This window comes from Chromobacterium sp. CV08, from assembly GCF_051129845.1.
Taxonomy (GTDB): Bacteria; Pseudomonadota; Gammaproteobacteria; order Burkholderiales; family Chromobacteriaceae; genus Chromobacterium.
In genome coordinates this window covers 1,266,065-1,285,418 of the sequence record NZ_CP150453.1, presented here as the reverse complement: position 1 = coordinate 1,285,418, position 19,354 = coordinate 1,266,065, and the positions used below count along the sequence as shown (strand labels likewise).

The window sequence follows — 19,354 nt, the reverse complement described above, 5'->3', positions numbered from 1 at the left end:
CCTTGTCAATACGGAATTCGCAGGTTTTCCGCAAATTTACCAGTCCACCAGAAGTTTTACCATCCGAATACGACATGAAAACCACCCGTCCATTTTCTCCCGCCCATTTCGAGTTCGATCGGGAACTGATCGAGCGCCTCGACGGATCGGGACCAAGATACACGTCTTACCCGACCGCGGACCGCTTCACGCCGGGCTTTTCCGCTGACAATTACCAGCACAGTCTGCGCCAGCGCCGGATCGGAGCCAATCGCAAACCTTTATCATTGTACGCTCATATACCGTTTTGCAACACAATTTGTTATTACTGTGCCTGCAACAAGATCATTACCAAAAACAAGAGCCTGGCCGACCGCTACCTCGACTATCTGGAGCGGGAAATCCGCCTGACGGCCGAGGAACTGGGCTGCCGCGAAAAGGTGATACAGCTGCATTTCGGCGGCGGCACACCGACCTTCCTGTCCGATGCCCAGCTCGAGCGTCTGATGGGCATCCTGGGAAGCCACTTCGAATTCCTGAGCGACGGAGAATATTCCATCGAGATCGATCCGCGCAAGGTTAAACGTGAAACAATGTTCAAGCTGGCAGAATATGGCTTCAACCGGATCAGCGTCGGCGTCCAGGACTTCAACGCCGAGGTGCAGCGCGCCGTCAACCGCGTCCAGAGCGAGGCCGAGACCCGCGCGGTGATAGACGCCGGTCGCGAGGCCGGCATGAAATCGGTCAGCCTGGACCTGATCTACGGCCTGCCGCAGCAAAGCCGCGAGACAATGCGCGACACGCTGGAAAAGGCCCTGGCGCTCGATCCCGACCGGCTGGCCCTGTACAACTACGCCCACCTGCCGTCGGTGTTCATGCCGCAGCGGCGCATCATGGAGGCCGAACTGCCTTCGCCGGCGGTCAAGCTGGACATCCTGCAGGACGCGGTACGGATGCTGACCGACGCCGGCTATGTCTTCATCGGCATGGACCATTTCGCCAAGCCGGACGACGAGTTGGCGGTCGCGCTGCGCCAGGGCCGGCTGCAACGCAATTTCCAGGGCTATTCCACCCATGCCGACTGCGACATGCTCGGCTTCGGCGTCTCGGCCATCGGCAAGGTCGGGTCCTGTTACAGCCAGAACGACAAGACGCTCGACGACTATTACGCCGCGCTGGACCAGGGCCGGCTACCGGTGACGCGCGGGCTGGAGCTGGACAACGACGATGTGCTGCGCCGCACCGTCATCCAGGGGCTGATGTGTCGCTTTTCGCTGTCGGTCGAAGCGATAGAAGAAGTCCACGGCATCAATTTCGCCCAGTATTTTGCGGCGGAAATGCCACAGATCCGCGATTTCCAGCAGCAGGGCCTGCTGTCCTTCGACGGCGACTTCCTGATGGTGGAGCCGAAGGGGCGCTTCCTGATCCGCAATATCGCGATGATTTTCGACCGCCACCTGCGCGAGCGCGAGACCCGCGCCCGCTACTCCAAGACCATCTGAGCCTGTCGCGGGCGGGGGCTCTCCCCGCCCCCCGCCGCCCCCGGCTCCTAAGACAGGTGGTGCTTATTTTTCCCTTTGCGATAAGCAAAATCACTTATACAAAGGGGTATGCAGGCGTGCCGGGCAGAAGCAGGCGCGGTAGTCCGCTTTCGCAAGGAGCCGCCCCATGTCCACCCCCATCGTCAGGCTGATGCAGCGCCTCAGCTATCCGAAACGCTTCGCCGTCATCGGCCTGGTCTTCGCCGCCGCCCTGCTCTATCTGATGTACGGCCTGTATCACAGCAATCAGGACAATATCGAGTCCACGGCCAAGGAAAGGGTCGGCGTCGCCTATATGCAGCCGCTGACCGCGATGCTGGCGCAGGCCCAGCAGGGACAGGAGTTGGCGGTCCGCGCGGCGCTGGGAGAAGCCCGGGCCAAAAGCGAACTGCCGTCCGCCGTCCAGCAGTTGCAGGGCCGATGGCAGGCGCTGCAGGACGTCAATGGCAAGCTCGGCGCCGAGTTGGGCGGCGACGCCGCCTGGAAGGACGCCGCCGCCGCCTGGGACAAGCTGAAAGCGACCCAGTCCGCCCAGCCTTCGCAATGGATAGCCGTCTACGGCAATCTCAGCGACAAGCTGAACAATCTGATCGGCGCCGTCAGCGACAACTCCAATCTGACGCTGGACCCCGATATCGACACCTATTACCTGATGGACGCGGCCACCGCCAAGCTGACCACGCTGATCAGCCATCTGGGCGAGGCCTACGCCATCGCCTCTCAGGCCGAAGCCGACCATGCCCTCGAACCCGCCCAGCGCGACCGCCTGGTGGAACTGCGGCCGCTGATCGCCGAAGTCAACGACGGCCTGGCCGGCGACATCGCCAAGGCCGTCGCCTACAACGCCGAGCTGAAGCCCGACATGTCGTCGCAGGCGGACAAGCTGGCGGCGCTGCTGAAAGGCCAGCTGCCGGCGATAGACGACGCCGTCGGCGGCAAGACAGGCGCCGGCGGACTGAAAGTCGCCGGGTACGGCGCCGACGCCGCCCAGGCCGTATCCGGCTACATCGCCGTCGGACTGGGCAGCCTCGATCGCTTGCTGCAGGCGCGGATGGAGCGGACGGCCAAGCAGCGCAACAGCTATATCGCCATCGGCGTCGCGGCGATGCTGCTGGCCATCTTCCTGTTCCACCAGCTCTATCTGTCGATCACGCTGCAGCTGGGCGGAGAGCCCGGCTATGTGCAACAGGTGGTGGAACAGCTGGCTGCGGGCCGGCTGGACACCCGCATCCACCTGCGCGAACGCGACGAACTCAGCCTGCTGGCGGCGATACGCCAGATGCGCAATCAGCTGCGCGAGACGGTGAGCCAGCTGCTGGAAACCTCGCGCGAGGTCAAGCGGGCGGCCGACGCGATGGCGCACAGCGCGCAAAGCATCACCGCCGGCAGCGCCCGGCAGAGCGAGGCGGCAGCCAGCATGGCCGCGGCGATAGAAGAGCTGAGCACCAGCCTGTCCGAGTGCGCGACGCAATCGGAACAGGCCGACAGGCTGTCCACCGACGCCGCCAGCCGCTCGTCGGACGGCAACCGGGTCATCTCCGCCACCGCCAGCAGCATGGACGGCATCGTCCGCGACGTGTCCTCGGTGTCCGACACCATCAACGACCTCGGCCGGCAGTCCGAGTCCATCACCGGCATCGTCGACGTGATACGCGACGTCGCCGAACAGACCAATCTATTGGCGCTGAACGCGGCGATCGAGGCGGCGCGCGCCGGCGAAATGGGCCGCGGCTTCGCCGTCGTCGCCGACGAGGTCCGCAAGCTGGCCGAGCGCACCGCGCTGTCGACCACCGAGATCAGCGACATCGTCAGCCAGATCCGGCAGACCGCGCAGAAAGGCAACGACAGCATGCAGCAGGGCATGCGGTCCATCATGGACGGCCAGCAACGCGCCGGCGAGGCCGGCACCAGCATGGACAACATCCGCCGCTGCGTCGACGAGGTGCTGGACAGCATTCATAGCATCACGTCCTCGCTGCGCGAACAGAGCAGCGCCAGCCAGACGCTGGCGCAGAGCGTCGAGCAGGTGTCGCGGATGTCGGAACAGAACAGTCTGGCGGTCAAGGACAGCGCGGCGACGGCCGGCGAGTTGCAGGCGATCTCGCAACGTCTGGTGGGCCTGGCCGGACGCTTCACCGTTTGACAAGCGGGGTCACGCCCATGGAAAAAGCCCGCCGAAAACGGCGGGCTTCGTCATCGCGTCAGGAGCAACGGGCTTACCAGATGCCCTTCTCCACCTTGCCGGCCAGTTCAGGATACTGGTCGGCCTTGAACGCCGGCGCGGCGACGCCGGCCTTCAGCTGGCGCTGGTAGTCGCCCAACACGGTGAAGAAACAGCGCGACAGCAGCACGATGGCCACCAGATTGATCAGCGCCATCAGGCCCATCGCCAGGTCGGCCATGTCCCAGACCAGCGGCAGGCTGGCCAGCGCGCCGAACAGCACCATCGCCAGCACCACCAGGCGGAAGGCCAGCAGCGCCCGCCTGCTGCTGCGGATGAACTCGACGTTGCCTTCGGCGTAGGCGTAATTGCCCAGTATCGACGAGAACGCGAACAGGAACATCGCCACCGCCAGGAAGGACACGCCCATCGGGCCGAACTGCGACTCGACGGCCTTCTGTGTCAGCGCGACGCCGCTCAGGCCCTGATCGTGCACGCCGGACAGCAGGATGATGGCGGCGGTCGCCGTGCACACCACCATGGTGTCGATGAAGACGCCGAACATCTGGATCGCGCCCTGGCTGGCCGGGTGCTTGGACGTGGCGGTGGCCGCGGCGTTAGGCGCCGAACCCATGCCGGCCTCGTTGGAGAACAGGCCTCGCTTGATGCCCAGCATCATGGCCTGGCTGACCGCGTAGCCGGCGACGCCGCCGGCGGCCTGCTCCAGACCCAGCGCGCTCTTGACGATCAGGACCACCAGGCCCGGCAGCTCGGCCGCGTGGATGGCCAGCACGTAGAAAGCCATCAGCAGGTAGATCAGCGCCATCACCGGCACCAGCCACTCGGCCACGCGCGCGACCGAGCGCACGCCGCCGAAGATCACCGGCGCGGTCAACAACACCAGGCCGACGCCGACCGCGTAGCGGTTCCATCCCCAGGCGCCCTCGGTCGCCGCCACGATGGAATTGGCCTGCACCGCGTTGAACACCAGGCCGAAGGCCAGGATCAGGCACAAGGCGAACGCCACGCCCAGCCAGCGCAGGCCGAGGCCCTTCTGGATGTAGTAGGCGGGGCCGCCGCGGAAGGTGTCGTCGTGGTGGCTGGTCTTGAACAGCTGGGCCAGCGTCGACTCGACGAAGGCGCTGGACATGCCGAGCAAGGCGGTCAGCCACATCCAGAACACCGCGCCCGGCCCCCCGGCCGCGATGGCGATGGCGACGCCGGCGATATTGCCGGTGCCGACCCGGCTGGCCAGCCCGGTGGCGAAAGCCTGGAACGGCGAGATGTCGTCCTTGCTGACGTGGCCGCCGCGGCCGCCCATCATTTCTCGCCAGCCGCGCGAGAACAGCCGCAGCTGCAACAGGCCGGAACGCAGCGAGAAATACAGGCCGACCGCCAGCAGCAAGGCGATCAGCACCTTGCCCCACAGCACGTCGTTGACGGCATTGATCAAAGAATGAAACAGCTCCATGGCTCTCCTTGCTTGCTGAGCGTCGCTACCGGTCCGCCGCGCGGCGGACCCTGCCCCCGGTCTTCGCCGGGTATGCGCCAAGCGCCGGACACGCGCCCGCCGGGCAAGCCTGTCTGGCCGAATGGCTGGTATGGAATGGGAGGGCGCCGGCGGGGAACCGGCCCGAATTTCGCGTGGAATGCGAAACCAGACCGAATCTACAAAGGAAAGCGGGCACTGGCAATCGGATAAAAGTGAACGCAATGAAAACAGACGGTCAATTTCACAACAGTCCGTTTACAAAACATCTGGCAACGCCCGGCCGCCCGCGGGCAAGCGGGACTTCTAAAGAGGAAGGAAATCGGCCGCGGCCGGCGACGCGGCCGGCCGCGAAACCCGCCGCGACAGCGGGTGTCCGTCGACGCTCAGCGCGCCGGCAACAAGTCCAGCCTGTCGGTGCACAGGCTGTCCACGCCCCAGTCCAGCAGCCGGCGGGCGTCGGCCGGCTCGTTGACGGTGTAGCACAAGAGCTGGTAGCCGGCGGCCTTGATCGCGCGCGCCAGCGGTTCGGTCAGCGTCTTGTGGTCGCAGTGCAGCGCGACGCAGTCCAGCTCCTCCAGGATCGCGCGCCAGTCGGCCGGAATCTCCTCGCACAGAAAGGCGCGCGGCAGCGCCGGCTCGGCGGCCTTGGCCGCGCGCAAGGCGTCGATCTCGAACGAGGAAAGCAGCGGCGGCACCGCCGCGCCGGCCCACAGTTTCGCGGCCTCCTGCGCCACCAGCCGGCCGGTTTCCTCTTCGCGATGCGGGCAGGGCTTGATCTCGATATTCAGCAGCACGCCCTGGGCCAGGCAATAAGCGGCCACATTGGCCAGCGTCGGCAGCGCCTCGCCGGCGAAGGCCGCGCCCTTCCAGCCGCCGGCGTCGAGCACGGACAGCTCGGCCATGAGCATCCCGGCGGCCAGGCCCTTACCGTTGCAGGTGCGGTCGACGGTGTCGTCGTGCAGCAGGAAGCAGATCTTGTCGGCCGACAGCTTGACGTCGCACTCGGCCGCGCGATAGCCGTGACGCACGCCCTCGCGAAAGCCGGCGATGGTGTTTTCCGGCGCCAGCGTGCCGCCGCCGCGGTGGGCGACGACTTCAGGATACGGCCAAGGGCGCTTGTTCTGCTGCGACATATGCGATTCTCCGTTGCGTTTCAGCGTCAAACAGGTGCAGCGATTCGGCGCGCACCGTCACTTCCAGCCGGCTGCCCGGCTCGGGCCGGTGGCCGTGGGCCAGCCGGACCACGACGCGCTGCCCGGCCGCCAGGCCGTAGGCGTAGTTGTCGGCGCCCAGCATCTCCACATTGTCGACGCGCATGTCCAGCGCCTGGCCGGGCTCGCCACCGACGCGCAGATGCTCGGGACGGATGCCGGCCTTGAGCTTGCGGCCGGCCAGCGCCGCGTCCGGCCGCGGCAGCGCCAGCGACGCGCCGTCTCCGAGCAGCAACCGCTCGCCGCGCGCATCCGCCTCGGCGTCGAACAGATTCATCCCCGGCGAGCCGATGAAGGCGGCGACGAAGGTCGAGGCCGGCCGGTCGTAGATCTCGTCCGGCGCGCCGATCTGCTCGATATGGCCCTTGTTCAGCACGATGACGCGGTCGGCCAGCGTCATCGCCTCCACCTGGTCGTGGGTGACGTAGAGGCTGGTCGTGGCCAGCCGGCGATGCAGCTGCTGGATTTCCAGCCGCATCTGGCCGCGCAGCTTGGCGTCCAGATTGGACAACGGTTCGTCGAACAGGAAGACCGCCGGCTCGCGCACGATGGCGCGGCCCATCGCCACCCGCTGGCGCTGGCCGCCGGACAGCTCGCGCGGCTTGCGCTCAAGCAGTTGCTCCAGCTCCAGCACCGCGGCCACCTTGCGTACCCGCTCGGCGATATCGGCCTTCTTCAGCCCCCTGAGCTTCAAGGCGTAGCCCATATTGTCCGCCACCGTCATATGCGGGTACAGTGCATAGTTCTGGAACACCATCGCGATGTCGCGGTCCTTCGGTTCCAGCTGGTTGACCAGGCGCTCGCCGATGCGGATCTCGCCCTCCTCTATGCTTTCCAGCCCGGCGACCATGCGCAGCAGCGTCGACTTGCCGCAGCCGGACGGGCCGACGATGACGACGAATTCGCCGTCGGCGATGTCCAGCGAAATCTCCTCCAGCACCCGGCGCTCGGCGCCCGGGTAGCGCTTGCGCACCTGGTTCAGCTTCAATGTTGCCATCTGGCAGCCTTTCTCATTTCTCGTTGTCCACCAGGCCCTTGACGAACCAGCGCTGCATGCCGATCACCACCGCCAGCGGCGGCAGCAGGGTCAAGAGCGCCGCCGCCATCACCAGCTGCCACTGCACGGCGCCCTCGCCCAGCATGCCCTTGATCGCGATCACCGCCGTCGACATCGCCGGATCGTGGGTGACCAAGAGCGGCCACAGATACTGGTTCCAGCCGTAGATGAAGGAGATGACGAACAGGGCCGCGATATTGGTGCGCGACAGCGGCAGCACCACGTCGACCAGAAAACGGATCGGCCCCGCGCCGTCCACCCGCGCCGCCTCGAACAACTCCTTGGGCAGCGTCATGAAGAACTGGCGCAGCAGGAAGGTTGCGGTGGCGGACGCGATCAGCGGCAGCGTCAGGCCGGTGTAGCTGTTGATCAGACCCATCTGGGTCACCACCTCCACCGTCGGGAAGATGCGCACCTCGACCGGCAGCATCAGCGTGGCGAAGATCAGCGCGAAGCCGATTTTCCTGAACGGGAAGCGGAAATAGACGATGGCGTAGGCCGACAACAGCGAAATGGCGATCTTGCCGACGGCGATCAGCAAGGCCATCAGCAGGCTGTTCCACAACGTGCGGGCCAGCGGCACCGCCAGGCCGCCGCTGCCGCTCCACAGCACGGTATCCAGGTTGTGCCACAACTGGCTGCCCGGCAGCAGCGACAGCGGCACCCGCGTCACCTGCTCGGCGTCCTGGCTGGCGGCGACCAGCATCAGGTACAAAGGAAAGGCGACGACCAGCATGCCCGCGATCAGCATCGCGTGGCACAGCAGGTCCAGCCCCTTGCGGTTCTCCACCATCAGTACTGCACCTTTCTTTCGACATAGCGGAACTGGATCAGCGTCAGCACGCCGACGACGGCCATCAACACCACCGACTGCGCGGCCGAGCTGCCGAGGTCCAGGCCCTTGAAGCCTTCCAGATACACCTTCAGTATCATCGTCTCGGTCGATTTGCCCGGCCCGCCGCCGGTGGCCGCGTCTATCACCGCGAAGGTGTCGAAGAAGGCATAGACCAGGTTGACCACCAAGAGGAAGAAGCTGGTCGGCGACAACAGCGGCAGCACCAGGTCACGGAAGCGGCGCAAGGGGCCGGCGCCGTCTATCGCCGCCGCCTCGGTCAGCGAGGCCGGAATCGCCTGCAGGCCGGCGTAGAAGAACAGGAAGTTGTAGCTGATCTGCTTCCAGGCCGAGGCCAGCACCACCAGGAGCAGCGCCTGGCCGCCGTTGAGCGCGTGGTTCCACTCGTAGCCTGCGCCGCGCAGCAGATAGCTGATCCAGCCCAGGCTGGGGTTGAACAGGAACAGCCACAACACCGCCACCACCGACGGAGCGATCGCGTAAGGCGCGATCAGCACCGTCTGGTAGACGCGGCGGCCGCGCGTGATCTGGTTGGCCATCGCCGCCAGCAGCAGGGCGCTGGCCATGCCGATGACGGTGACCAGCGCGCTGAACAGCAGCGTGGTCTGTATCGTGCCCAGGTACAGCGGGTCGTGGAAGAGCTGGCTGAAATTGGCCAGGCCGACGAACTGGCTTTCCAGCCCGAACGGGTCCTGCTGCTGCGCGGACTGCCACAGCGCCTCCAGCGCCGGCCACAGGAAGAAGACGATGGTGATCGCCAGCTGAGGCGCCATCAAGGCCAGCCCCAGCCAGCGATTGGGAAAGTGAATGCGATTCTGCATGCGTGCGTTCCAGCGGCAAAACGGGCGGCCTCTCGGCTCGCCCGTTTCCGGATAGCGATCAGTTGGCGGTCTTCTCGAATCGGCGCAGCAATTCGTCGCCGCGCGCCACCGCGCTGTCCAGCGCCTGCTTGGCCGTCTTCTTGCCGGTCCACACGCCTTCCAGCTCCTCGTCCATCACCGTGCGGATCTGCGGCATGTAGCCGAGGCGCAGGCCGCGGGTGTAGGACTTAGGCGGCTTGTTCTGCATCTGGCGGGTGGCGATGTCGGCGCCCGGATTCCTGTCGTAGAAGCCCTGTTTGCGCGACAGATCGTAGGCGGCCGTCACCACCGGCAGGTAGCCGGTGTCCTGGTGCCACTTGGCCATCACTTCCGGCGAGGTCAGCAGCTTGAAGAAGCGGGCCACGCCCTTGTACTCGGCCGGCGATTTGCCCGCCATCACCCACAGGCTGGCGCCGCCGATCAGCGCGTTCTGCGGCGCGCCCTTGACCGCCGGATCGTACGGCATCATGCCGATGCCGAAGGCGAACTTGGCGTTCTTGCGGATATTGGCCAGCGAGCCGGAGCTGCCGGTCATGATGCCGCACTCGCCGCTGTAGAACTTCAGCGTCGCCTCGTCCTTGCGGCCGGCGTAGCTGAAGGTGCCGTCCTTGGCCATCTTGGCCAGGAACTCGATGTGCTTGACCTGCTGCGGGCCGTTGAACTGCAGCACGGCGCCGGTGCCGCCGAAGCCGTTGTCCAGGCTGGCGAACGGCAGGCTGTGCCAGGCGCTGTAGTTCTCCAGCTGCACCCAGCCCTGCCAGCCTGTGCTGTAGCCGCAGCGCATGCCGGAAGCCCTGAGCTTGGCGGCGGCGGCGGCCAGCTCCGGCCAGGTCTTGGGCGGCGCGTCCGGCAGGCCGGCCTTCTTGAACGCATCCCGGTTGTAGTACAGCACCGGGGTGGAGCTGTTGAACGGCAGCGACAGCAGGTGGCCGGTCCTGGCATCGCTGTAATAGCTGGCCACCGCCGGGATGAAGGCCTTCTCGTCCAGCTTCTCGCCGGCGTCGGCCATCACCTGGTAGACCGGCTTGACCGCCTTCTTCGCCTGTATCATCGTCGCCGTGCCGACCTCGAACACCTGGACGATGGCCGGCGCGTTGCCGCTGCGGTAGGCGGCGATGGCGGCGGCCAGCGACTCGTCGTACTGTCCCTTGTACACCGGCACCACCTTGTAATCCTTCTGGCTGGCGTTGAACTGGGCGGCGATCGCGTTGACGCGGTCGCCCAGCGAGCCTTCCATCGAATGCCAGAACTGGATCTCGGTGGCGGCCTGCGCCGACAGGGACAGCGCCAGCGGCGCGAGCGCGGCGGCGCGGGCTAAGGTGCGGGACAGGGACATCGGCTTCTCCATTTATCGTTATCTCGGCTGGCGTTCACGCGGCGGATTGTGGCCGGTGAAAATGACAGTATCGTTACGATAATATGACATTAAATTTGCATCAAGACGCAAAATGGAATGAAGACGCAAAAAAAGCGCGCCGGGCCGGCGCGCTTTTTTGTCTTTCCTCGGCGATCTACTGATAACTGAGCTTGTCGGCCTTGCCCCAGAACACGCGGTAGGCGAAGGCGGTGTAGCCGATGATGCAAGGCAGCACCACGACGGCGCCCCACAATATCACCCACAGCGCCTCCGGATCGGCCGCCGCCTGCCAGATCGTCATCCGGCCTATCACCATCTGCGGGAACACGCTGTAGGCCAGGCCCCAGAACGACAGCAGCACGATGCCGACGCTGGCGGCGAAAGGCAGCCAGCAGAAGGTGTCGTTGCCGGCTGCCTGGCGCCGCGCCAGCCGCGGCAGGCTCAGCCACAGCAGCGCGAACAAGGCGAGCGAGCCCAGCGGCAGCGGCAACAGCAGCAGGAACTGCGGCAGCGCGAACCACTTGGCGGCGATGCCCGGATTGGCCAGCGGCGTCACCACCGACACCGCCAGCACCGCCAGGCCGGCGCCGTACAGCGCGTACTCGGCCCAGACGATGGCGCGGGCCTGCAGGGCGCCTCGCGTCTTCATCACCAGCCAGCAGGCGCCGAGCAAGGCATAGGCCAGCGCCAACCCGGCGCCGACGACCAGCGCGAAGGCCCAGGCGGTGGCGCCGTCGGCGAAGCCGGTCAGATAGCGGCCCAGCATCACGCCCTGGGCCAGCGACGCCAGCAGCGAACCGCCGGCGAAGGCCGCGTTCCACCACGGCTTGTGCGGGTCCTGCGCCTTGACGCGGAAGTCGAAGGCGACGCCGCGCAGGATCAGGCCGACCAGCATGACCAGCACCGGCAGGTAGAGCGCGCCGAACACCACGCCGTGCGCCACCGGGAAGGCCACCAGCAGCAGGCCGGCGCCCAGCACCAGCCAGGTCTCGTTGGCATCCCAGAACGGGCCGATCGAGCCGACCATCACGTCCTTTTCCTCGTCGTCGGCCAGCGGCAGCAGGATGCCGACGCCGAGGTCGAAGCCGTCCAGCACCACGTATACCAGCATCGCCAGCGCCATCAGCCCGGCGAAGATCGCCGGCAGGTAGAATGCCTCGCTCATGCCAGTTTCTCCTTCAATTGGGTTTCGCCGGCCGTGTCATGGGCGCCGGCCTTGCGCGCCAGGTGGAACAACACCGAGATGTAGGCCGCCAGCAGCGCGGCGTACAGCGCCAGATAGGTCGTCAGCGAGGTGAACAGCATCGGCGCCGTGGCCTTGCCCGCGGCCTCGGCCGTCGTCAGCACCCCGGTCACCAGCCACGGCTGGCGTCCGATCTCGGTGACGAACCAGCCGGCCAGCGTCGCGATCCAGCCGGAGAAGGTCATCGCCACCAGCAAGCGCGCCAACGCCGGCGGCAGCTCCCCGCCGCGCTTCAGCCGCCAGGCGGCCAGCCAGGAGGCCAGCAGCATCAGCCCGCCCATCGCCACCATCACGCGGAAGCTCCAGAACACCTTGGCGACAGGCGGATGCTGGGCGAACTCGTTCAAGCCCTTGATCTCCCCGCCCCACTGGTGGGTCAGGATCAGGCTGCCCAACTGCGGCACGCCTATCGCGTAGTCGTTGCTGCGGGTTTCGGCGTTCGGCAGCGCGAACAAGAGCAGCGGCACGTCCTTCTCGGTATGCCAGATGCCCTCGATCGCCGCCAGCTTGGCCGGCTGGTGCTTCAGCGTGTTCAGGCCGTGCATGTCGCCGACGAACATCTGCAGCGGAATCAGCAGCGCCGCCAGGAAGACGCCGGTCTTCAGCGCCGCCATCACGCCGCGGCCGCGCTCGCCGCGCAGATAGCGGTAGGCGGACAGGCCGGCCACCAGGAAGGCCACGGTCAGGCCGGAGGCCAGCAGCATATGGGTCAGCCGGTACGGCATCGACGGATTGAAGATCACCTCCAGCCAGCTCAGCACATGGGCGCGGCCGTCCTTCATCACGAAGCCGGTCGGCGTCTGCATCCAGGAGTTCAACGCGATGATCCAGAACGCCGACACGCTGTTGCCGAAGGCCACCAGGAAGGTCGCCAGCGTGTGCACCTTCTCCGGCACCCGCGAGCGGCCGAACAGCATGATGCCGAGGAAGCCGGCCTCCAGGAAGAAGGCGGTCAGGATCTCGTAGGCCAGCAGCGGTCCGGCGATATTGCCGACCGTCTGCATATAGCCGGGCCAGTTGGTGCCGAACTGGAAGCTCATCGTCACGCCGGACACCACGCCCAGCGCGAACGACAGCGCGAAGATCTTCACCCAGAAGCCGTAGGCGTCCATCCAGCCCTGCTCGCCGGTCTGGCGGAAGCGGACCTTGAAGAACAGCAGTACCCAGGCCAGCGCGATATTGATCGTGGGGAACAGGATATGAAAGGAGATATTGGTGGCGAACTGTATCCGCGCCAGCGTGACGGGGTCGATTTCGGTCATCATTCGGCATGCTCCCGATCTTGATCGCGATTGCCCAGCCGGGACAGCGACTGGGTGAACTGCAGCACCTTCTGCACCTGCGAGCCGAGCTTCATCAAGCGTTGCAAGGTCTCCACGTCCATATGCTGGATGTCGGAGAACCAGGTGGTGACCAGCTCGATCAACTGGTACATCTCCTTCATCCTGGCCTGCGCGTGCTGCTCGGCCTCGCTGGCCGGGCTTTCCATCATCGCGCCGCGCAGCATCGTCAGCGTCGGCTCCACCTCGCGCTTCTTGCGCTCCTCGGCCAGCGTCTTGAAGATCAGCCACACGTCTTCCGGCGTCGAGAAATACTCGCGGCGGTCGCCCGGGAAATGCTGCAGCTTGACCAGTCGCCAGGCCTGCAGCTCCTTCAGCCCCATGCTGACGTTTGAGCGGGAACAGCCTATCGCCTCGCCGATCTCGTCGGCGTTCAACGGTTTTTCCGAAACGTACAACAGGGCGTAGATCTGGCCGACGGTGCGATTGATGCCCCAGCGGCTGCCCATCTCGCCGAAGTGCAGCACGAAGGCCTGCACCAGAGGTGGAATATTCATATTTTTCTCAATTTTCAGGAATTTCTGAAACTTTGATACGAATCATAGTTGGCGAAGATAGTTCGGGTCAAGATGGACAAAGTCTGATCTGTAGGCTTGACCATACCTCGATGTCATGAATCGGAAGCAAAAAAAGACCGTGCGCGGCACGGTCCCGTCGTCGGCAATGCGGAGCCTCAGCGCAGCAGGATGGCGCGGAAATCGTTGACGTTGGTGTGCGTCGGCCCGGTGACGAGCAGATCGCCGAGCGCGGCGAAGAAGCCGTAGCCGTCGTTGTCGGCCAGCCTCGCGCCGGCGTCGACCCTCAGCGCGACCGCCCGCGAGAGCGTGTCCGGCGAAATCAGCGCGCCGGCGTTGTCCTCGCTGCCGTCTATGCCGTCGGTGTCGGCCGCCAGCGCGTACGCTCCGGGCAGGCCGTTCAGCGCGATGGCCAAGGCCAGCAGGAACTCGCTGTTGCGCCCGCCCCTGCCCCGGCCCTTCAAGGTCACCGTGGTTTCGCCGCCGGACAGGATGACGGCCGGTCTGGCCACCGGCGAGCCGTGCATGGCGATCTGGCGGGCGATGCCGGCATGCACCTTGGCCGCCTCGCGCGCCTCGCCCTCTATGCTGTCGCCGAGCAGCAGCACGTTCAGGCCCAGCCGTTCCGCCTCGGCGGCCGCCGCGCGCAGCGCCAGCTGCGGCGTCGCGATCAGCCGGTACTCGGCGTGAGCCAGCCGCGCATCGCCAGGCTTCGGCGTCTCGTCCGGCTCCGCGTCCAGCAAGGCCAGCACCGCCGGCGGCAGTTCCAGCCCGTACTTGGCGACGACGGCGCGCGCGTCGGCATAGCCGCTCGGGTCGGCCGTCGTCGGGCCGGACGCGATCACCGCCGGATCGTCGCCGACGACGTCGGAAATCGCCAGCGTCACCAGCCTGGCCGGCGCGCAGGCCAAAGCCAGGCGCCCGCCCTTGATCGCCGACAGATGCTTGCGCACCGTGTTCATTTCGTCGATGCCGGCGCCGCAGGCCAGCAAGCGCCGGCTGACCTCCTGCTTGTCCGCGAGGCCGATGCCGTCCGCCGGCAGCGTCAGCAGCGCCGAGCCGCCGCCGGACAGCAGACAGATCACCAGATCGTCGGCGCTCAGCCCGTCCACCGCGCGCAGAATGCGCCGGGCCGCCGCGCAGCCGGCCTCGTCCGGCACCGGATGCGAGGCTTCCAACACCGCTATCCGCTCGGTCTCCACCGCGTGGCCGTAGCGCGTGACCACGACGCCGGACAGCGGGCCCGGCCAGGCCCGCTCCAGCGCGCGCGCCATCGCCGCGGCGGCCTTGCCGGCGCCGACGACCACGGTGCGCCCCTTCGGCGGCGGCGGCAGGTGGTCGAGCAATCGCTCCGGCATCGCGCTGGCGACGGCGACGTCGAACAGGCGGCGCAGCGTGGTTTGCGGATCGAGATCGGACATGGCGTTTCCCCCTGACGGCGATGACGCCATTCTGCCGCAGCCGGCGGCGGCTGACACCCCCGGCCGCGCGCGCTAAAATGGCCCGATTCCTGCGCCCCGTCCACGGGGCGTAACGCATTCATCCAGACAGATACCAGAGCAGAGCCCGACACCCGATGAGCACACCCCAGCACACCTCGATGATGGCTTAGTACGCAGTCGATTAAATTCAGTCACTTAAAACAATCAAAATAAAAACACACGCCAAAAGATACGCCAGACTGAACTAACGGCCAGCAGCGGCCGCTTGTCTCGCCCTGGCAACATCCGCGCTTGATCACTACTCCCGCGCCCACATGAAACCAGTTATACGGCTAGGCGATCCAACCGACCACGGCGGCACCGTGGTAAGTGCCAGCAGCACAACAACCATGTTTGGCAAAGCCGTCGCCCTGGTTGGCGACAGCGTGACGTGCCCACGCCAGGGGCACACAAACTGCGTGATAGTGGAAGGCGATCCGTCGTGGACGGTCGGCGGCAAAGGCATAGCCCTGGAAGGCCACAAGACCAGCTGCGGCGCCACGTTGATTTCGACGCTAGGCCAGGTAATGCGCAGCTATGAGGGCAGCGGCACAGCCGCCACCGGAGCCGGCGCAAGCGCAGGCCTTGCAGCTGCAGCCCTGGCTGGCGCGGCAGCTGTCGCATCCTTCGATGAGCAAATCCGGTTCTTCACGTCAGATCGAAACGCCCTTGCAGACACGCCCTATAAGCTGACGCTGGCCGACGGCTCGACTGTTGAGGGCCGCACGGATGCAGGCGGCAAAACTCAGCGCATCAGCACCGACACCGCACAGGAAATCACCTGTGCCGAGTTCTTCCCAGATACCTTCTATGGCTGCGCATGTGCCGCCGATCATATGTGCGAAGCCGGCGGCCGTGCCCCAGCCCCAACAATGAAAGTAGCGCTACAAGGCATCAAGACCAACTCGAATGCGGTCGGGTCTTCCATCGCCAGCAAGACCTTACCCCCTCCAGATGTTCGTCCAATGACTGCCGGCGAAATCGCCATGGCCAAGACCGTATTTAAAGACGCGCTAGACTACAGCAAGGTCAAGATTCACAATGGCGGCTTAATGGGCCAGCCCAATCGCTCAAACAACGCGATGACGCCAAAGGGCGAAATTCACTTTCCATCCAACGACTACTTGCCAGACTATTCCACATCAAGCATTAGCGATTCCGTAAAAGTTTGGTTTATTCACGAAATGGGCCATGTCTGGCAATATCAAATGGGGTATTCTGTGACGTGGGCGGGCATCAAGCTTGGTGCAAAAGGCGGCTATTCTGATGACGGGATTAGAGGTGCGCCAGCCCCTGCCTATCGATATAATCTTGCAGGCGCCGACAAGGGGAAAACCCTATCCGATTTCAACATGGAACAGCAGGCCGAATTGATAGCACACTACTACGCGGCCACCCAGCTAGGAATGCCGAAATACATGGATGACTTGCCTGCCCTAGAAAAAGCGCTTGCCGGGTTCATTACCAAGCCAAAAGATGAAAATCTTTTACCCAACACAACACAGGTAGAATCAGCGCCATGAATTCAATCAGAACGCTAGCAGCCTGCCTCTTCACTGTCGCCACGGCTTCCAGCTGCGCACAATCAAAACCGTACAATGCAGAAGCCGCCGTAATTTTAAAAAATGGCGCCCCCTGCTTTTATATCCCTTACGAAATAAACAGCAATCCCGCCGTATATTCAGACGGCAAGGGATTGCAGCTCAGCCTGTTCAACGCTTCGCAGACGAACCCCGGCTACGTTTGGAAAACGTGGTTTAAGCAGCGCCCCGCTACATTGCCTAGCACCCCGGAAAGCTGCATTCCCTATGGGGTGATGTCCAAGGATTGGAAAGGACTTTCGCCCAAACCCCTTAGCCTCTCTACATCTTATCAATTAGAAGTAGGTGGCGAGCTAGGAAAGTACGGTTCATTTTTTTGCATTCAAAAAGACAGAGCCGGGGCAGCTTACATTGCAAAAAGTGACCACAAAGGGAATTGCTCAACCGAACCACTTCCCACGCCGGCACGTTAACCCATGTGCGCGGGCATAAAATTTGACTGACAGGCAATCCGTCGAACCGACCAGTCCCCACGCCTGCCCGTACTAACGAAGCTTACATCACGATCACTAGCGGTTTCACAATAAAAACTTGCACCAAGAGATAACATGAGACACTGGCCAAGCACAAACCAGACCAAAGCGCCACGCATTACTCGTAGGACAGAAAAAAAACCCACGGAATCCGATTTAATTTACAAAAGCATTATTAAAGCAAAAGAACTACTTGGGATTGGTGCCGCCATCATACCATGGTACTTTCCTCCAAGTTACTTCATTTTACACACATACCTATCAACCATTGGTTACCAATCGCAGCTTCAAGCATCCATATCATCAGGAAGTGGTCTGCTTACAATAGCGCTACTTGCAACTACCCTTTCGTTCTGCGTAGTATTTTTTATTGCCGCCCCACCATTTCTAACAACTTATTTCCTAGACTCCCTACACCTTGCCTACCCACCACAGTACAAAAAACTATCACCGACAACAATTGGAATTACCTTTTTTATTCTTATTACATCCTTCTTAATGTGGTCCATCATAAACGATGCAGAAACCCGCACCGTAATAATCACAGTCACAACAATGACAATCACTTACATCGCACTAACCGCCCTACTATCCAACACCGACACTAAAAAATCCATTCGAAACAGCCCCATAAAGAAAACAGGTGAAATTATTATAATTTCTTCACTAGGCCTTCTTGTATCAATGTTATACACCATCCCACTACTCCTACTATACACCTTTCAAAAAAGCGAAGAATACGCAACTCACACAAATCAAAAATCCATCTTCATACTTGCGTGGGCAGTTTATATAGCAGTAGCAATACTCAGCATACACCGCCACTGGTCTAAAATTCACAAAAAAGAAACTACAACAATAAAATTTCACATTACAACGATTGCCATATTCTTCGCAATACTCATCTATTTCGCCCTATTTTTCCCCTCTACATACGCAATAGCAATTGCCCGCTCAACGAATATAGCCGAGCAGGAAAATCAATCGCAATGGTATTTCATTAAAAAAGAAACGTTAGAATTTTACCAACCTAAAATATCAAAATGGAGATGCGATTCGATTTCGAATCAAAGCTTCCTATATGGATTCATGGCATTTTCCCTTTCGGACAGTCGCATACTTTGCCCCATCAAAACTCCTCTAGACAAAGAAGTCCCATACAGATGCCTCATACTAGACAAAAATGACATCGTACCAATCGGTCAAATAAGAAATTGGGCGCAGCCAAGCACAAAAAAAAGCACAAGCCGCCTCCCACTCTCGCCATGCAAATAAACATTCTATCAATTACCAATCAAAACAAAATCCATAATGAACTTTACTCACTCACACCACATTCACCATAAAAAAGAACAAGTACTATGTATGACCTAGCAACAACATCCCAACTATCTTCCGTCACTGGCTCCAGCGACCGGCACGGCTTCACCATGCTGGCCGGCAATGGCGGCATTGAGTTCGCGCAACCCCTCTGCGCCAGGACGGCAATCAGCGGGCAAAGGATGGCTTTCGACAACACGGTTATACCTCTTGATGATTTTCGGTTTTGCCTCGCGCAGTTGGCCTAGCCGCTGCTCGATGACGACGGACACGCTGTGCAGCCGATCGACCTCGGCTTGGTAGGCTTCAAGATCACACTCGCCCGATCCGCGTCGGCCCTAGCAGCCACCGACACTCGACCTCCCGGCCGAGCCTGCATGCCCGCCAGACAGACCCAACCCACAGTAAAGCCAGCAGCAGGCCGCCCAGGGCATAAAAAGCCCCGACAGCATCACAGCCACCCCGCGGCGACAGCGTCGTCCACCGCGCGCAGAATGCGCCGGGCCGCCACGCAGCCGGCCTCGTCCGGCACCGGATGCGAGGCTTCCAACACCGCTATCCGCTCGGTCTCCACCGCGTGGCCGTAGCGCGTGACCACGACGCCGGACAGCGGGCCCGGCCAGGCCCGCTCCAGCGCGCGCGCCATCGCCGCGGCGGCCTTGCCGGCGCCGACGACCACGGTGCGCCCCTTCGGCGGCGGCGGCAGGTGGTCGAGCAATCGCTCCGGCATCGCGCTGGCGACGGCGACGTCGAACAGGCGGCGCAGCGTGGTTTGCGGATCGAGATCGGACATGGCGTTTCCCCCTGACGGCGATGACGCCATTCTGCCGCAGCCGGCGGCGGCTGACACCCCCGGCCGCGCGCGCTAAA

16 protein-coding genes are annotated in these 19,354 nt (G+C 63.3%); 5 read left to right on the top strand and 11 right to left on the bottom strand.

All coding sequences use genetic code 11. The features are described 5' to 3' along the window. The first annotated feature begins 74 nt into the window (after positions 1–74). Both hemN and WNM05_RS06035 read left to right on the top strand, forming a co-directional pair. Complete coding sequence (hemN, locus tag WNM05_RS06040; protein WP_434633397.1) at positions 75–1,481, top strand: oxygen-independent coproporphyrinogen III oxidase; 1,407 nt, start codon at positions 75–77, stop codon at positions 1,479–1,481. 166 nt (positions 1,482–1,647) lie between these two features. Further along, entirely contained in the window at positions 1,648–3,663 is a 2,016-nt protein-coding gene (locus tag WNM05_RS06035; protein WP_434633396.1) for a methyl-accepting chemotaxis protein, read from the top strand. Positions 3,664–3,736: 73 nt separating this feature from the next. Here WNM05_RS06035 and WNM05_RS06030 read toward each other — a convergent pair whose 3' ends face one another. The 10 genes from WNM05_RS06030 to WNM05_RS05985 all read right to left on the bottom strand — a co-directional run bounded on the left by WNM05_RS06030 (position 3,737) and on the right by WNM05_RS05985 (position 15,030). Then, complete coding sequence (locus WNM05_RS06030) at positions 3,737–5,152, bottom strand: alanine/glycine:cation symporter family protein (RefSeq protein WP_434633394.1); 1,416 nt, start codon at positions 5,150–5,152, stop codon at positions 3,737–3,739. Positions 5,153–5,556: 404 nt separating this feature from the next. Then, positions 5,557–6,306 carry a glycerophosphodiester phosphodiesterase gene (ugpQ, locus tag WNM05_RS06025; protein WP_434633392.1) on the bottom strand — a complete coding sequence of 250 codons (750 nt, stop codon included), beginning with the start codon at positions 6,304–6,306 and terminating at the stop codon, positions 5,557–5,559. Continuing rightward, a complete protein-coding gene (locus tag WNM05_RS06020) occupies positions 6,269–7,381 on the bottom strand; it encodes a sn-glycerol-3-phosphate import ATP-binding protein UgpC (protein ID WP_434633390.1) in 1,113 nt (370 codons plus the stop codon). Before WNM05_RS06020 ends, ugpQ begins: the two co-directional genes overlap by 38 nt. Before the next feature lie 13 nt (positions 7,382–7,394). Then, positions 7,395–8,234, bottom strand: coding sequence for a sn-glycerol-3-phosphate ABC transporter permease UgpE (gene ugpE / locus WNM05_RS06015; protein WP_434633388.1), 840 nt, complete (start codon positions 8,232–8,234; stop codon positions 7,395–7,397). Further along, positions 8,234–9,115: a sn-glycerol-3-phosphate ABC transporter permease UgpA gene (gene ugpA / locus WNM05_RS06010; RefSeq protein WP_434633386.1), complete on the bottom strand. Its 882-nt coding sequence runs from the start codon at positions 9,113–9,115 to the stop codon at positions 8,234–8,236. Before ugpA ends, ugpE begins: the two co-directional genes overlap by 1 nt. A 58-nt stretch (positions 9,116–9,173) precedes the next feature. After that, positions 9,174–10,490 carry a sn-glycerol-3-phosphate ABC transporter substrate-binding protein UgpB gene (gene ugpB, locus WNM05_RS06005; protein WP_434633384.1) on the bottom strand — a complete coding sequence of 439 codons (1,317 nt, stop codon included), beginning with the start codon at positions 10,488–10,490 and terminating at the stop codon, positions 9,174–9,176. A 175-nt stretch (positions 10,491–10,665) separates the two neighbouring features. Further along, a complete protein-coding gene (locus tag WNM05_RS06000) occupies positions 10,666–11,676 on the bottom strand; it encodes a cytochrome d ubiquinol oxidase subunit II (protein WP_434633382.1) in 1,011 nt (336 codons plus the stop codon). Continuing rightward, the gene (locus WNM05_RS05995) at positions 11,673–13,019 is read right to left on the bottom strand and encodes a cytochrome ubiquinol oxidase subunit I (protein WP_434633381.1); all 1,347 of its coding nucleotides are present in this window, start codon (positions 13,017–13,019) and stop codon (positions 11,673–11,675) included. The genes WNM05_RS06000 and WNM05_RS05995 overlap by 4 nt, the downstream gene beginning before the upstream one ends. After that, on the bottom strand, positions 13,016–13,591 hold the full coding sequence (locus WNM05_RS05990; protein ID WP_434633379.1) for a GbsR/MarR family transcriptional regulator: 576 nt from the start codon (positions 13,589–13,591) through the stop codon (positions 13,016–13,018). Before WNM05_RS05990 ends, WNM05_RS05995 begins: the two co-directional genes overlap by 4 nt. A gap of 176 nt (positions 13,592–13,767) precedes the next feature. Continuing rightward, a complete protein-coding gene (locus WNM05_RS05985) occupies positions 13,768–15,030 on the bottom strand; it encodes a glycerate kinase type-2 family protein (RefSeq protein ID WP_434633378.1) in 1,263 nt (420 codons plus the stop codon). Between the two features lie 335 nt (positions 15,031–15,365). On the opposite strand from WNM05_RS05985, the gene WNM05_RS05980 reads away from it, so the two are divergent. From WNM05_RS05980 to WNM05_RS05970, 3 genes are all read left to right on the top strand, one after another. Further along, positions 15,366–16,613, top strand: a complete 1,248-nt coding sequence (locus WNM05_RS05980; protein ID WP_434633377.1) for a PAAR domain-containing protein — start codon at positions 15,366–15,368, stop codon at positions 16,611–16,613. Further along, a complete protein-coding gene (locus WNM05_RS05975) occupies positions 16,610–17,104 on the top strand; it encodes a hypothetical protein (protein ID WP_434633375.1) in 495 nt (164 codons plus the stop codon). Before WNM05_RS05980 ends, WNM05_RS05975 begins: the two co-directional genes overlap by 4 nt. Before the next feature lie 135 nt (positions 17,105–17,239). Further along, positions 17,240–18,439, top strand: a complete 1,200-nt coding sequence (locus WNM05_RS05970) for a hypothetical protein (RefSeq protein ID WP_434633373.1) — start codon at positions 17,240–17,242, stop codon at positions 18,437–18,439. A 496-nt stretch (positions 18,440–18,935) separates the two neighbouring features. Here the strand turns inward: WNM05_RS05970 and WNM05_RS05965 are convergent, their stop codons facing one another. Further along, the gene (locus WNM05_RS05965) at positions 18,936–19,277 is read right to left on the bottom strand and encodes a DUF4147 domain-containing protein (protein ID WP_434633372.1); all 342 of its coding nucleotides are present in this window, start codon (positions 19,275–19,277) and stop codon (positions 18,936–18,938) included. Positions 19,278–19,354 lie beyond the last annotated feature (77 nt).